Origin of the sequence: Emergencia sp. JLR.KK010, from assembly GCF_037018265.1 — a bacterium.
GTDB classification, from domain to species: Bacteria; Bacillota; Clostridia; order Peptostreptococcales; family Anaerovoracaceae; genus Senimuribacter; species Senimuribacter intestinalis.
The window spans coordinates 1323270-1337396 of the sequence record NZ_CP143550.1 but is presented as its reverse complement, the minus strand read 5'-3'; the positions used below and the strand labels follow the sequence as shown (position 1 = coordinate 1337396).

The window sequence follows — 14127 nt, the reverse complement described above, 5'->3', positions numbered from 1 at the left end:
CGTAGCTTTCTTCCAATCGAACTTCACCTTCAGTTCGTTCTCTTGGGAAAGCCTCGCGTTTACGCACCTATCCCAATTCGTCTAAGAATTGCTGGAAGGTGCTATACAGGAATTGCCCAGCGCAAGCTGGTCTGCAATTCTTCAGTTGACCTACCTGCGCAGAAACCTTCGCTACACTCGTTTTCTGCGGGTTAGGTCATAAAAAACAACAGGATTTCTCATCTTTTGAGAAACCCCGTCCGCATACTACAGTGTTTTATCCTCTGGTGTATTAGTCTCCCCAATCGGTTCACTAATTATCTCATGAAATTCTTTCGCTTCTTCTGCTTCTTTCACAGCGTTACGCGCTTTTCTAGCTTTTTTAATCGCCTTTTTCATTTCTCTCTTGGCTTCCTTGGCTGCCTCTTCCGCCTCTGCGATCTTCTCATCCTTAGTCTTGATCAAATCCGGCTTGTTGTATACGATATCAAAGCCAATTTTAATCACATTAGCGCCCTGCACAACAAAGCAGATACCCAAAATCATCAGTACGGATAAATGCAACATAGACGAATTGAAGAATGCGTAGATACCAATCGCCAAATTTAAAAGGCTCACACTAAATGCCCAATAAAAATCGATATTCTTCTCCTTAGTATCTGTCTCAAAGGCAAGCACGGAAAATCCTCTGATTCCCGAAATCATGCTCCACATACCAAATACGACAGGAACTGCAATATCTGCTGCCAGCCGTCCGGTTAAAACTACGATACCTAAAATAAATGTGGTAAGTCCATCGATAAGCACCCAGTGGCCCGCATCTACATCGTTTCTAATTCTCTTATATACAAAACATTCTACAAGTCCAACAAACATTAGAATGCTTCCAATCGGAAATGCCAGTGATAGAAATGATAACCCGGCATTTGCAATGGAAAATACCCCTAAGAAAGTAAGCAGAATGCCCGCAATCACAGTAATAATTCTCAATTAAGAAGACCTCCTTGTCCAGCTTTTGTTCTGTAACATTATACTGGCTGCCGGAAATAAAGTCAAGAAACAGCCGATATTATAGTGCGGCAAACGCATGAAAAAACTTTCAGAAATTGAACATTGACAAATTCCTGGATATTTTGTATTTTTGTCAATAAATGCGCGTTAAAATACCGATTTTTTCATATTTTACGTTCTAATATTGACAATATTGACAAACTCTCGATTTTTTGTCAATTTGGTCAATGTTTTTGCCCTAAACCCTTGCAAAAATTGACAGATTTCCTGATTTTTGTCCATTTTAGCAAGATTGAGGGGATTTAAGAGCGCTTTTCACCTGCTGCACTGGTGGTTTATTGACAAAAATACGCGGGATGGAAGAAATTTGTCAATGTTAGCTGGTATAGAACGTTTTCGTGCGTTTGCCGTGGGCATTATAGGTGCGCAAAACCCAACAGACCGCAAGCTATATATCGAAACTGCAGATCATAGCACAGACATTGACAAATTAGATGAATTTCTAAAAAAGTCAATTTTGTCACACTGCGATTCCGACTCCAGTTGTTTTCTACTACGCCAAAGAAGCCATTCACACTTTCGCTGCTGGCACCACTTCCAAAGAAACACCTTTTCCAAGGCGTGCTGCAAGCTTTTCAAGAAAACCTCCGGCGCACTGTCCCTCCGGCGCCTCCCCTACAATCACTCGGTCAGCGTAATTCTTTTCCGCAAGTTTTGCTAAAGTGCCGATAGCATCCTGCGATCGCTCCACGGTTAGCTGTGCGCCTGCTTCCTTCGCTTTTTCATAGAGAAATTCCAGAGCCTCGCCTTCCTCGCTGTTGTTCAGAAAGTTCTCGTTTTCTGGCGCAATATGTATTACAAAAATCTGTTCCTCCCCTGCATGCTGCAATGCCTTTCCATAATCGATGAGCCGCTGGCAGGTTTTCTGTTTGGTTACACAAACCATAATATTTCCCATAAAGTCCTCCAATAAAATCTATTGATTTTAGTATAGCATATTTTCCCCCACAATTGTGATTGTTATTTGAAAGAAGTATGATAAAATAAAAATATGGAAAGAGTTATTTTACATTGTGATATGAATAATTTTTATGCTTCAGTAGAGCTTCTGTCAAGACCCGACCTAAAAGGTATGCCCGTTGCTGTCTGCGGCGACCCTGAAGGCAGACACGGTATTGTCCTCGCCAAAAATCAATTAGCTAAAGATGCCGGCGTTATTACAGCAGAAACCGTCTGGCAGGCAAAGAAAAAATGCCTGGGTCTTCAATTTGTGCGACCTCACCACGATAGATACAAGGAATACAGCGATCGCATCAATAAAATTTATCTGGAATACACCGATATGGTAGAGCCTTTCAGCATTGATGAATCCTGGCTTGATGTCACAGCCAGCCAGAAACTCTTTGGCAGTGGTAAGCAGATTGGCGACGCCATTCGCCGGCGGATCAAGTCAGAACTCGGATTAACCTTGTCAGTAGGCGTTTCTTACAACAAAATCTTCGCCAAGATGGGCAGTGAATATAAAAAGCCCGATGCTACCACAGAGATTACACAAGAAAATTTCAAAGAACTGCTCTGGAATAAGCCAGTAGGCGAACTGTTTTTTGTCGGGTTTGCCACCGCAGAAAAATTAAAGAACCTCAATATTCACACCATCGGAGATCTTGCCTGCGCAAATCCAAAGGCGCTGGAAGCGCTGCTAGGAAAACAGGGACCGCTTCTTCACAGCTATGCATGCGGCAAGGATGACAGCCCAGTCTGCCTGTTTAACCAGCGAGAGAAAATCAAATCTGTGGGAAACGGCATTACCTTTCGCAGAAATCTAACAGGACTAGAAGATATCACCACTGCCCTGACCAGCCTTTCCGATACCGTTGCCAGCCGTCTTCGCAAGTACCAGATGAAATGCTTTGGCGTCAAAGTGGATATCAAAGATCCTAACTTCAAAACGATTTCCCGACAGAAGCAGCTTCCGGTCTCCACTAACCTTGCCGCAGATTTAAAAAAAGCCGCTCTGGAGATTATCAAATCCTCCTGGCGGCTAACAGACCCTATCAGACTTCTGACTCTGACAGCAATCAATCTGACCGATGAAACCTGCGAAGAGCAGCTTTCTCTCTTTGATGCGCCTGCAGAATCCCGCGAAAAAGGTGAATCCATCGAGCGGACTATGGACGATATCCGAAAAAAATTCGGAAACAGTTCCATCACCTTCGGTCAAATTCTTGACAACGACATCGGCATCGACTTATGATTCTATGAACTGCACGCTTTCAATCGTGTCGATACGCAGGAGGTACTCCTCCTGCTTTTTATGATTCATTCTGAGTTTAACCCAGTCCTCATCTGCATCCAAAAGGATGCAGTCTTTTTTCTCCACCGCATAGTCCATCGCCTCCGCAGAAAGTTCCAGCTTGATATGTTTTCCAGTATTCTTCGCAAGAATCTCCCGCAGTGATTCTTTTTCCGCATCAACGTATCCCTCCTCTTTCAAAATGCCTTCCAGTTTTTTGACCCGGCTCGAGAGAGAGGAAATCTTAAACCAGCAAAGCAGCCCAAAGATAAAGCCGAAAACGCCAAAATATTCCATCACTTGTCCTCCCTTTCAAATTTAATCGAAGCGATGGAAGCAATCTGTATCAGTTTCGTCTCTGTTTTCTTTCCATTCTGATATTCTACATATGCCCAGCTTCCGTCAAAGTCTAAAATCCTGCACGTCTTACTATTTATATCAAAATCTACGTCTTCGTCTGTAAACGTGATTTTTATAGGTTTCCCTGCCGCTTCCCGAAGAAGTCTGGTCACCACAGGCTTCGACACAGTTTTTCTGCTGCTGCGCCCGGCATCTGCCTCCATATTATCATGCAAAAGATAGTCACAGCTTACACCCAAAATCTCAGAAAGCATCACAATTTTCTCCATTTCCGGATACACCGTCTGGGACTCCCATCTCGATACCGTCTGCCGCGTCACCTGCATCCGCTCTGCCAGCTGTTCCTGGGTCAGATTCATTTCCTTTCGCGCCTGTGCAATTTTACTTCCAATTTCCATAAATACCTCCTGTTTTCATGGGTTTATCTTACTCCAAACGCAAGGATTATGCAATGGCAGATTCGTTTCTAAATGTAACATTTGGGTTGCGCCGGAAGGAATTTTGCAGGAAGCCCCTCAGATCTGGAACACCCGCGCAGGAAAGAACGCGGGCGAATCGCTTACCACTGCACCTTCTCGATTCGGTCAAACGCCTCGCAAAGCAAGTCCACACCAACCGTGCAAGCAATTCGCACATAGCCTTCGCCGCATGCGCCAAAGGCAGGACCCGGCAATGTCAGCACGTGCGCATCCTGCAGAATTTTCTCTGCAGCCGCCGCGCTGGAAAGGCCGGTTTCTTTGATATTCACAAACAGATAAAAGCTTCCCTTTGGCGGGTAAAGCACCGAAAGTCCACGAATCCCGTTTACCCGCTCCGCCGCATAAAACATCCGCCGGTGATATTCTTTAGCCATTGCAGGCTGAATTTCATGCCGATGGCGGAGTGCGTGAATCGCCGCTCTCTGCGATACCGACGGCGCTGTAAAGACGACATTTTCGTTGACCTGCTGTATGGTTTTGATGATGTAATCCGGTGCGATAATATTGCCAATTCGCCAGCCGGTCATGGTGAAGTTTTTGGAAAAAGAGTTCAGGATGATCGTTCGCTCCCGCATTCCCGGAAGAGACGCAAAAGGCACGAACGGATTCTGATAGCTGAACGCCGTATAAATGTCGTCGGAAATGACCAGAAGGTCATGCTTCACCGCAAGTTCTGCCAGTTGCTCCATGGTCTCCAGGCTCAGGCAATTCCCCGTTGGATTAGACGGTGAATTAATGACCAGCGCCTTTGTCCTCTCCGTAGTCAGGCTTTCCAGACGTTCTATATTAATTTGAAAGTCTTCTTCCTCGTAAGTAGCAAGTTCCACAGGAATGCCTCGCGCAAGCTCCACCTGCTGCGGATATGGCGTAAAAAATGGCGCCTGCAAAATCACTTCATCACCATCGTCTAAGATGGCCTGCAGACTCAAATACATGCCAAGGCTGGCAGAAGCGCAGACAAAGACCTCCTCATCTCGTACACCCATACCGTATTCTTCTCGGTAAAATCTACAGATTTCTGCCCGCAACTCCGGATCGCCCCGAAAATCCGTATATTTAGTATGGCCTGCCTTGGCATCCGCAAAAGCGCCGTCAATAATGATGTCGTCCGTAATCAGATCCGGATCTCCGAGGCTCAGATTGATCACATCGTCAAAGGTCTTCGCCATCTCGTCAGACTTGCCCATAGCAGTCTGCTGATCCTTCCAGTAACGTTTCGCGATAAATTTGTGTTTCATGGTTTTATCCTTTCAAAAAATCTCTCTGCATTGCGGCGATTTTTTCTTCATCACAAAAAATTTTTGCCGCAGTATACGCCAGAATTTTCGCTCCCTGCGTCAGCGCCGAAACCGCTTTGTCTGTATGCATCAGCTGCTCAAATTCTCTGCTGTGCAGTACAGTCTCATCATCTCCTATTTTTAGGCATGGCTGAAAGGTCGGACAATAAAAACTCACATTTCCGATATCGGAGGATCCAAAGATCGCGGACGCATCCCGCTGCGCAAGACCAAGCTCATCAAAGACCTCTTGAATTGCGCTCACCCCGGTTTCATTTACTTTCAGATTATAGAAATCTTCGCCGCACTTTTCTTTTTTCCACGTCGTTCTTGTCGCTTTGGCAGCGCCGGAGGCACAATCATCAAGAAATCCATCTAAATACTGCACATAGTCCTTATCCAGCGCACGAATCATCTGTTTGACCGTCGCATGTTCCGGTACAATATTGGGGAAATCACCCCCATGGGAAATAATTCCGTGAAACTGCGCATCTGCAGTTGTGTGCTGCCGCAGCATATCAATCGCGTGCAAAAACAGCTGCGCCGCATTCAGTGCGTTGTATCCTTCCCAAGGCGCCGCAGACGCATGAGCTGCCTTGCCGTAAAAGTGATAATCTCGAATTAGGCAGCACTGTAATACTGGTTCTACAATATTTCTATGATTCAGATGTATCATGATTACCATATCATATTGGTCAAAAACTCCTTGCACTGCCATATGACATTTTTGACCTTCTACTTCCTCATCAGGTGTTCCGATGATATGAAAGTCTGTATCCAGCTGTTCCTGCAAATCCTTTACTGCAAGCCCTGCAAGAATGCTGATTGCGCCGCTCAAAGAATGACCGCAGCCGTGACCGATTTCCGGAAGCGCGTCATATTCCACTAAAAATGCGACCTTATGGCGGTGTGTATTCGGTCCGAAGACAGCGCGAAACGCAGTATCTATCCCGGCAAAAGGAAACTCAATTGTATATTGGTGCCCTGTAAGCAGCTTTACAATCCGCCTCGCTGTTTCAAATTCCTGTCCGGAAATCTCGGGATGTTCGGCAGTAATTGTATTATACTGTGCCACCTCCTCCAAGGATTCCGCTATCTTCTCATCTATTATCGCAGTCAACTGCTCATACTTCATCGTTTCTCTCCTTTTCAAAGAGGGCTGTTCATGCCGAATATTTCTGCTGAACAGCCCGTTTTCATTTCTATCAGTTTAATTTAAGTTGTGATTTAAAATGGTCCAAGATGCATGGAATGTGCCGCGATGACAAAGATAATGCCCAACAGATATTCAAGTCCAATCAAAGGCAAAATCCATTTTGCCCACTTATTCCAAGGCACTTTTCCCGCTGCAAGAGCCGCCATAAAGTAGCCGGAAGTCGGTGTCAAAATATTGGAAATTCCATCTCCCAACTGGAAAGCGATACAGGTTGTCTGTCTCGTAACACCTACCAAATCGCCCAGCGGTGCCATAATTGGAACCGATACAGCCGCCTGTCCTGAAGCAGAAGGAATAACAAAGTTGAGCAGACATTGGAACACGTACATACCAACTGCCGAAACCGTTGACGGTAGCTTGCCCAGCATAAGCGCCGCACCATGCAAAATGGTATGTACAATCTGTCCATCGGTGAGAACAACAAGGATGCCCCGGGCAAAACCAACTACCAGCGCGCCGCCAGCGATGCCTGCCATGCCCTGACCAAATAGCTCTGCATAGCGGTTAAAGCCTATATCTTTCGCAATAAAGGCAACGATAATAGACATTCCAAAGAAAATTGCCGCCAGCTCATCCATATACCAGCCAAGCTTGATTACGCCATAAATCAAAAGCGCTACAGAAGCAGCAAACACTAAAAGAATCGCTTTTTCTCTTCCACCAAATTCCGGTAGACTTTCCAGATTAATCGAATCATGTCTGGTTTTATCTGCCTCGTACATCAGGGATTTTTCTGGATTTTTGCGAATCTTGAGCGCATACCAGGTCAGGAACACCGTAACCAAAAGTGTCATACAACTGAACATCACAATACGAAATCCCATTTCAGATCCCAGCGGAAGCTCCGCGATTCCCTGTGATATCTGTACGTTGAACGGGTTCAGAAACGCCGCCGCATAGCCTGCACCACATCCGCACAAAACGACAGCCGCACCGGTAAGGGAGTCAAATCCCATCGCCAGCAGAATCGGGATAAAAATCGGTACAAAGGCAATGGTTTCCTCACACATACCAAAGGTCGCGCCGCAAATGGAAAATAAGATGACAAACACCGGAACCAGTACAATGGACCGGTTGGAAAGCTTTCTTACAAGTCTGCCAACCCCTGCGTCAATGGCTCTCGTTTCCGTCAGAATATTCATCGCGCCGCCAATCATAAACAAAAAGAAGATAATCTGTGCCGCCTCCTGCATACCGCGAGGTACTGCGGTCAAAAACTGAAGCGGTGTTACCGGTGTAGACTCCACTTGATGATAAGTCTCTGAGTCTACAACTTCTCGCTGCGCACCGGTCTCCGGCACTGTAATGGTGTGCATATCATATTGGCCCGCGGGCACCAGATAGGTTAATACTGCGCAGATTAGCATAATTGCCAAAAGCAGAATATACACATGAGGTACCGCTAATTTCTTTTTCTTTTTCTCTTCCATCTTTTTTCTCCTACTTTCTCATCCTGCCTGAGGAGCAAACCAACGCTTATGCTTCCAGCGCGGCCAGAGCCTCTTGTCTTTCTTTCTCGCGCTCAACCAAAATTTGCTGATATTCTTCTTCGGTCATCTTTTCCATAGTGATACCGGTAAATCCATAGAACGCTGATACCAGCGGACAAATCAGATTAAGGAACGCATATGGCGCATAGCCTCCAGCGCCCCACTGCGGAATCCCGAAGACACCCTGCATGTAAGCGCCACAGGCATTCCAAGGCACCAAATTTGAAGTAAGGGTCGATGAGTCTTCCAGACATCTGGAAAGATTTTTTCTCTTTAGACGCATATCCTCGAACACTTCCTTGTACATCTTTCCTGTCATAGCGATGGAAAGATATAAATCTCCCGGAATGATGTTGATAAAAATTGCGGTCAGAAGGGTCGTCAGAACAACCGGTCTTCTGCCTTTCACAATATGCATCAGACCTTCTGTGATGGAGGTCAGCATACCTGTGCATTCCATCACGCCGCCAAGAGCCATGGCACAGAGCATCAGAAGAACCGTCCACATCATGGAATCCATACCGCCTCTTGTGAGCAGTTCCACAAGCTCAGGCATCACACTGTCAGGATCCGCGAACTCAAATCCATAGTGCCATACGCCCAAGGTATCTCCGATATTTACCCCCTGGAAAATGACGGCGAAAATGCTGCCCAGCACTGCGCCAAAAATCATGCCCGGCAGCGCCGGCATTTTAAACGCAATCATGAGAATTACCAGAAGCGGCGGCAAAACCAGCACCGGATTAATGTTAAATGACTCCAAAATACCGTTTCTTAGCGCGTCTACCTGTGACATGTCAGTGCTGCCCGAATAGCGCAGACCGATAATCGCATACAAAATCATCGCAATGACGCTGGTCGGAATCACGGTATACATCATATGGCGAATATGTTCAAAGAGATTTACGCCCGCTACCGCCGACGCCATATTGGTAGTATCTGAGAGCGGCGACATTTTGTCTCCAAAATATGCGCCGGAAATAACTGCGCCTGCCGCAATTCCGGTCGGAATGCCTAGACCTCCACCGATACCGATTAGTGCGATACCCACTGTACCCGCTGTACCCCAGGAGGTTCCTGTGGACAAAGATACAATCGCGCAGATAATCATAGTTGCTACCAGAAACAGTCCCGGCGTCAGAATCCCAAGCCCATAGTAAACCATGGCAGGTACAACGCCGGCCTGAATCCAGGAACCAACTAAAGCGCCAGTTGCTATGATGATTAAAAGGGACTGCATCATACTGTTGACTGTTTTAATCATACCTTTTTCAACATATGACCATTTCCAGCCGTTGAGTGCTGCGACAACCGCCGCGAAAATAGCAGATAAAATCAAGCCTACATGAATATCGCCGTAGCTGCAGGCGAAGGCGCTGCCAAAGAGGCTTTCCCATACGCCCAGACAATAGCAAATTGAAAATGCCGCAAATAAAAGAACCAAAAGCGACTGCCAAATTGGAATTTTCTTACCCATAATTTTGTCCTTTCTTGTTAAAATATAAAGTTATAAGTTCTTTGCGTCTGTTAAAATTCTCAGCAAATCACTGAGCACGCCGTAAGCAGTCTGATCAATTTCCGGTTCATAAACATGCTCAATGATAGACACCTCTCCCATTAAATCCGTATTAACGGTTACCGCAGCCGCCGTTCCGTTGATGCTTGCGAGAAGTTCATCACCGTTTACCGTCTGCGGCGCTACAACGCCGACTGGTTTTCCATCCTCAATCCATCCATGACATACCAGTTTAATTTTCTGATGATTCCTTGCTGCATCTGCAAGCTGTTCTTTTGTAATCGCACTAATCCCAGTTCGTTTGATTTCCGTCGGTGTAATCTTCACATCCATCAAAACATTCATCAAAGCAGTCAGTTTAGCAGCCGCGTCCCAGCCTTCCAAATCCATTGTCGGATCGGCCTCGACAAATCCTCTCCTCTGCCCTTCTTTCACTGCTTCTTCATAAGAAACCCCTTTTTCCATCTGATCTAGTACATAATTAGTTGTAGCGTTGAGAATGCCCTTTACTTCTGTAATCCTGCACGCTTTCAGCGTTTCCTTCGCCAGATTAAATACAGGTACGCCGTCCATCACGGTCGCTTCATGACAAAAAAGCACGTGATTTTTCGCAGCCAGTTCCACAAGGTCTCTGTACGCCCATGCGATTGGACCTTTGTTGGCTGTAATTACGTGCTTTCCTCTGTTCATGGCATGTTTAATATGATCGATTGCGGGCATACCGGTCATAATATTGATTGGTGTCAATTCCACCATAATATCATAGTCCGCCTCATCAATCACAGAAAGTGCAGGCACATTCTGCGCGAAAATTCCCGCCTCCATTTGATCCGTATCGATACCGCAAGGATCGATCAGCGCACCCAAGCTTCTTGTGCAGACTACTGTAACCTGCACATTGCAGTCATAGTGTTCTTCTATATAGCTACGCCTTTTCTGCAGCATCTTCGTAAATGCCTTTCCCACGTTTCCATATCCGATTAAAGCTAATTTTATATCTCTCATGGTGTTATCCTTTCCCAAACAGATTGGGGAATGCTTTTCCGGCATTCCCCATCCGGAAATTATTTCTTATTTTAGAACCAGTTCGTCGACAGCTTTCTTGTAGTAGTCAACGTCTGCTTCTGTGTGGAGTGCTTCTTTTTCTTTCAGCAGCGGATACATGAAGTATACCAGCAAGCCTTTTTCAGTATGTAATCTGTTTTCTGCCTGCGGAATCAAAACGGACTGATCGCTATCCCATACTTCGTCAGAAATCTCATAGCCTCTGTTTCCAGGCAGATTGTGCATTACCTTAATGGAAGGTTTTGCCTTGGACAGTAATTCCTTATTTACAGAATACTTAGGGAAGAAGGTCGCAATCTTCTTATCCTTCAGATGGTCACTGCCGTGATACCACCATGCGTCTGTGGCGATAAAGTCAACCTGGTCGATGTATTCATACGGATCATCTGTCTGAATGAATTTACCGCCGGATTTTTCCATTTCTGCCTTGCAGTACGCTACGTCTTCCGGTGCCATTTCTGCTTCCTTCGGTGCGCAGGAGATAAAGGTTACGCCCATCTTGGACAGAAGTCTTGCTTCAGTTCTGCATACGCCGCCGATGTTATCGCCCAGTACGGAATTATCGCCGATGAACATATAAACCAGATCTTCGATTTTCTTGCCTTCCGGCATATATTCTGTCATCGTGAACAGGTCGCACAGCGCCTGAGTTGGATGCATGCATTTGGAGCTCATACCGCTGAATACAGGTACGTCAGAGTACTTTGCAAGCTCAATGATGGTATCCTGAGATTCTGTACGAATTTCGATGGCATCGCACATACCGGACAGTACCTGCGCGGTATCCTTGATGGTTTCTCTGTCTTCACCGCAGTGGAGCGTCTTGGTTTCCAGATACAGTGCATGTCCTCCAAGCTGTGTCATAGCTGCCTCAAAGGAAACTCTGGTTCTGGTTGACGGCTGGTCAAACATCATTGCCAAAGATTGATCCTTCAAGAGCGGGAGTCTGATTCCTTTTCTCTCTGCATCTTTTAACGTTTTGATTACCTTGAGCATCTCAAGATATTCTTCTTTAGTAAAATCATCTGTTTCAATAAAATGTCTTACGTTCATTTATTTTTCCTCCATTTTTTATCTTAAATATCTTCACGAACCAGCGGCATACTCATACATCTTGGACCGCCTCTGCCTCTGGACAGTTCGCCGCATGGCATTTCCAATACTTTGATGCCATTTTGTCTGAGCAGCTCGTTGGTAATTTCGTTTCTGCTGTAGGTCACCACAGTGCCTGGCGCAATGGCCAGCGTGTTGGTTCCGTCGTTCCACTGTTCTCGCTCAGAATCTATGAAGGAACCGCCCGCGCAGCGCAGCACCTTTATGCTGTCCAGTCCCAGCGCCTGACTCAGAACCTTTTCAATGGTATCGGATCTGTCCTTATATACCAGCTCTCCGTTCTTTCCAAGACTGATTTCAAATACGTTCAGCGTGGATTCGATGCCAGGATGTACGGTGAATTTATCGTAATCAATCATCGTCAAAACAGTATCCAAGTGCATAAACTTTCTGTCCTTTGGAATGGTAAATGCCAGAACCTTCTTGAAGCTGTCATTTGGCAGAACTTTTCTTGCAAGCTGCTCGATGGCTTCCGGCTGGGTTCTCAGACTGCAGCCAATACCGATGACTTCTTTGGACAGAATGGCAATATCGCCGCCTTCAATGCCAAATGGGCTCTCGTTGGAAAGCCACATCGGCGTATCCTCGTCCGCGAAATCAGGATTGTTTTCAAAGATATGCTGCCATACTACGGTTTCCAGATCTCTTCCCAGCTTCTCCATATTGTGAAAACTCATACCACGTCCGATGGAAGAACCCGGGTCTCTTGCGTAATACAGGTTTGCCAGTGGTTCTGTGTAATACAGCTCGTATTCTTCGTCCGGGAAGAAGCGTGAGAAGTCCTCCGTCTTCTTTTCGCCGATGTCAGATTTTCTGATACCTGCCATAATTCTGTCAGCCATAGCCTCTGGTTCCAGGCTCATCAGATATTCAAAGATCTGTCCGCGAAGATGCGCGCTATAGATTCCGTGTTTATTTAAGAACTTTTCGACAAACGTCTCTCTGCTTCCTTCTTTTGTAAAGGAGGCGCGGAACAAATCTTCTATGTAGACAACTTCCGTACCCTCACTTTTTAAGATATCGGCGAAGCAATCGTGTTCATACTGCGCTCCCTTTTTCCACGGAATGTCGTCAAACAGATGACGCGGCATCGTCTGCGGAATTACGCCGTCGATTTCATCCCCCGGGCGGTGCAGCAACACTTTTTTCAGTTTTCCGATTTCGGAATATACATGAATTTTGCTCATGACCTTTTCTCCTTTGTGTTTAATACTCCTTTAATAAATCAGCGATGATGGAAAGACCCTTCTGCAGCACATCCGGACTAAACGCATATCCGATTCTGAAACAGTGTTCCATTTCAAAAGCGGAACCCGGTGTAGTCAGTACGCCTCTTTCCTTGACCAGTTTGACACAGAAATCAAAGGAAGGAACATCCTTATCGTAGAATACCAATGCGGTCGTTCCAGCTGCCGGCTTCACATAGCTGACGCCTTCTGTTTCGCTGACCCATTTGTCCAGGATTTCTCTGCCCTGTTCCAAAATCTTCGCACTTCTTGCAAAGATTTTGTCCTTGTTCGCAAGAGCCATGCTTGCTAGAATATCATCGATATAGCCGCAGCTGATGGTATCGTAGTCTCTTCTGCCATGGCACTGCGCCATCAAATCCTTATCCTTAGTCGCAATCCATCCCATTCTCAGTCCTGCAAGACCGAAAATCTTAGACATGCTGGAGGTGGCAACACCTTTGTCATACAGATCAGCGATGGAGTACATATAGCTGCCGTCAGCTGGTACGCCTCTATACGCTTCATCGCAGAGGATGTATGCGCCGACCTTTTCCGCCATCTTTACGATTTCCTTCATCATATCTTCCGGAACAAACGCACCTGTTGGATTGTCTGGATTGCAGATGGAAATCAGTTTTGTGTTTTCATCAATCAGCTGCTCCAGCTCCTGCAAATCCGGCAGGAAATTATTTTCTTTCTTCAGCCAAGACATTCTTACTTCCGCGCCGATGGACTCCGGAATGGAGTAGTGCTGCTGATAGGTCGGCAGTACGGTCACTACATTGTCTGTAGGCTCAACCAAGCACGCGATGACCATGTGGTTAGCGCTAATGCCGCCATGGGTTGGCACTACATCGTCTGCTGTTAAATTGCGATAAAGTGACGCGATGCCATTTTTCAGCTCAGGGGAACCGTGAATGTGGCCGTACACCAGTCTCTCCCCTTTTAGTTCTTCCATAAACTCTGCCGGATCTTTTCCACACAACTCCAGAAGCTCTCCCACTTCCAGAGAATCGACGCAGGTCTCCCCGAGGTCGTAAGTCAAGAAGCCTTCATACTCATCCATCCAGCGTTCCACTTTAAATCTTTCTAATTTCAT

At 46.0% G+C, this 14127-nt stretch carries 13 protein-coding genes; 1 reads left to right on the top strand and 12 read right to left on the bottom strand.

Going from position 1 to position 14127, the window contains the following annotated elements:
- Positions 1-246 precede the first annotated feature (246 nt).
- Positions 247-969 (bottom strand): DUF308 domain-containing protein, encoded by a 723-nt coding sequence (locus V1225_RS06390; RefSeq protein ID WP_161908674.1) that lies wholly within the window; start codon positions 967-969, stop codon positions 247-249.
- 592 nt (positions 970-1561) lie between these two features.
- Entirely contained in the window at positions 1562-1948 is a 387-nt protein-coding gene (locus V1225_RS06385; RefSeq protein ID WP_161908673.1) for a universal stress protein UspA, read from the bottom strand.
- Between the two features lie 93 nt (positions 1949-2041).
- On the opposite strand from V1225_RS06385, the gene dinB reads away from it, so the two are divergent.
- Positions 2042-3244 carry a DNA polymerase IV gene (gene dinB / locus V1225_RS06380; protein WP_338547967.1) on the top strand — a complete coding sequence of 401 codons (1203 nt, stop codon included), beginning with the start codon at positions 2042-2044 and terminating at the stop codon, positions 3242-3244.
- On the opposite strand, the gene V1225_RS06375 is transcribed toward dinB, so the two are convergent.
- From V1225_RS06375 to V1225_RS06330, 10 genes are all read right to left on the bottom strand, one after another.
- Positions 3239-3580 carry a hypothetical protein gene (locus V1225_RS06375; protein WP_338547965.1) on the bottom strand — a complete coding sequence of 114 codons (342 nt, stop codon included), beginning with the start codon at positions 3578-3580 and terminating at the stop codon, positions 3239-3241. The genes dinB and V1225_RS06375 overlap by 6 nt on opposite strands.
- Positions 3580-4041 (bottom strand): helix-turn-helix transcriptional regulator, encoded by a 462-nt coding sequence (locus V1225_RS06370; RefSeq protein ID WP_338547964.1) that lies wholly within the window; start codon positions 4039-4041, stop codon positions 3580-3582. The genes V1225_RS06375 and V1225_RS06370 overlap by 1 nt, the downstream gene beginning before the upstream one ends.
- A 161-nt stretch (positions 4042-4202) precedes the next feature.
- A complete protein-coding gene (locus tag V1225_RS06365) occupies positions 4203-5360 on the bottom strand; it encodes a pyridoxal phosphate-dependent aminotransferase (protein ID WP_338547963.1) in 1158 nt (385 codons plus the stop codon).
- A gap of 4 nt (positions 5361-5364) precedes the next feature.
- Positions 5365-6534, bottom strand: coding sequence for an amidohydrolase (locus tag V1225_RS06360; RefSeq protein ID WP_338547961.1), 1170 nt, complete (start codon positions 6532-6534; stop codon positions 5365-5367).
- Positions 6535-6626: 92 nt separating this feature from the next.
- Entirely contained in the window at positions 6627-8045 is a 1419-nt protein-coding gene (locus V1225_RS06355; protein WP_338547959.1) for a YfcC family protein, read from the bottom strand.
- A 46-nt stretch (positions 8046-8091) separates the two neighbouring features.
- The gene (nhaC, locus tag V1225_RS06350; RefSeq protein ID WP_338547957.1) at positions 8092-9582 is read right to left on the bottom strand and encodes a Na+/H+ antiporter NhaC; all 1491 of its coding nucleotides are present in this window, start codon (positions 9580-9582) and stop codon (positions 8092-8094) included.
- A gap of 30 nt (positions 9583-9612) precedes the next feature.
- Entirely contained in the window at positions 9613-10626 is a 1014-nt protein-coding gene (locus V1225_RS06345; protein WP_161908665.1) for a homoserine dehydrogenase, read from the bottom strand.
- A gap of 66 nt (positions 10627-10692) precedes the next feature.
- Positions 10693-11739, bottom strand: a complete 1047-nt coding sequence (gene argF, locus V1225_RS06340) for an ornithine carbamoyltransferase (protein WP_161908664.1) — start codon at positions 11737-11739, stop codon at positions 10693-10695.
- Positions 11740-11762: 23 nt separating this feature from the next.
- Complete coding sequence (locus V1225_RS06335) at positions 11763-12986, bottom strand: arginine deiminase (protein ID WP_161908663.1); 1224 nt, start codon at positions 12984-12986, stop codon at positions 11763-11765.
- A 19-nt stretch (positions 12987-13005) separates the two neighbouring features.
- Positions 13006-14127: an aminotransferase gene (locus tag V1225_RS06330; protein ID WP_338547953.1), complete on the bottom strand. Its 1122-nt coding sequence runs from the start codon at positions 14125-14127 to the stop codon at positions 13006-13008.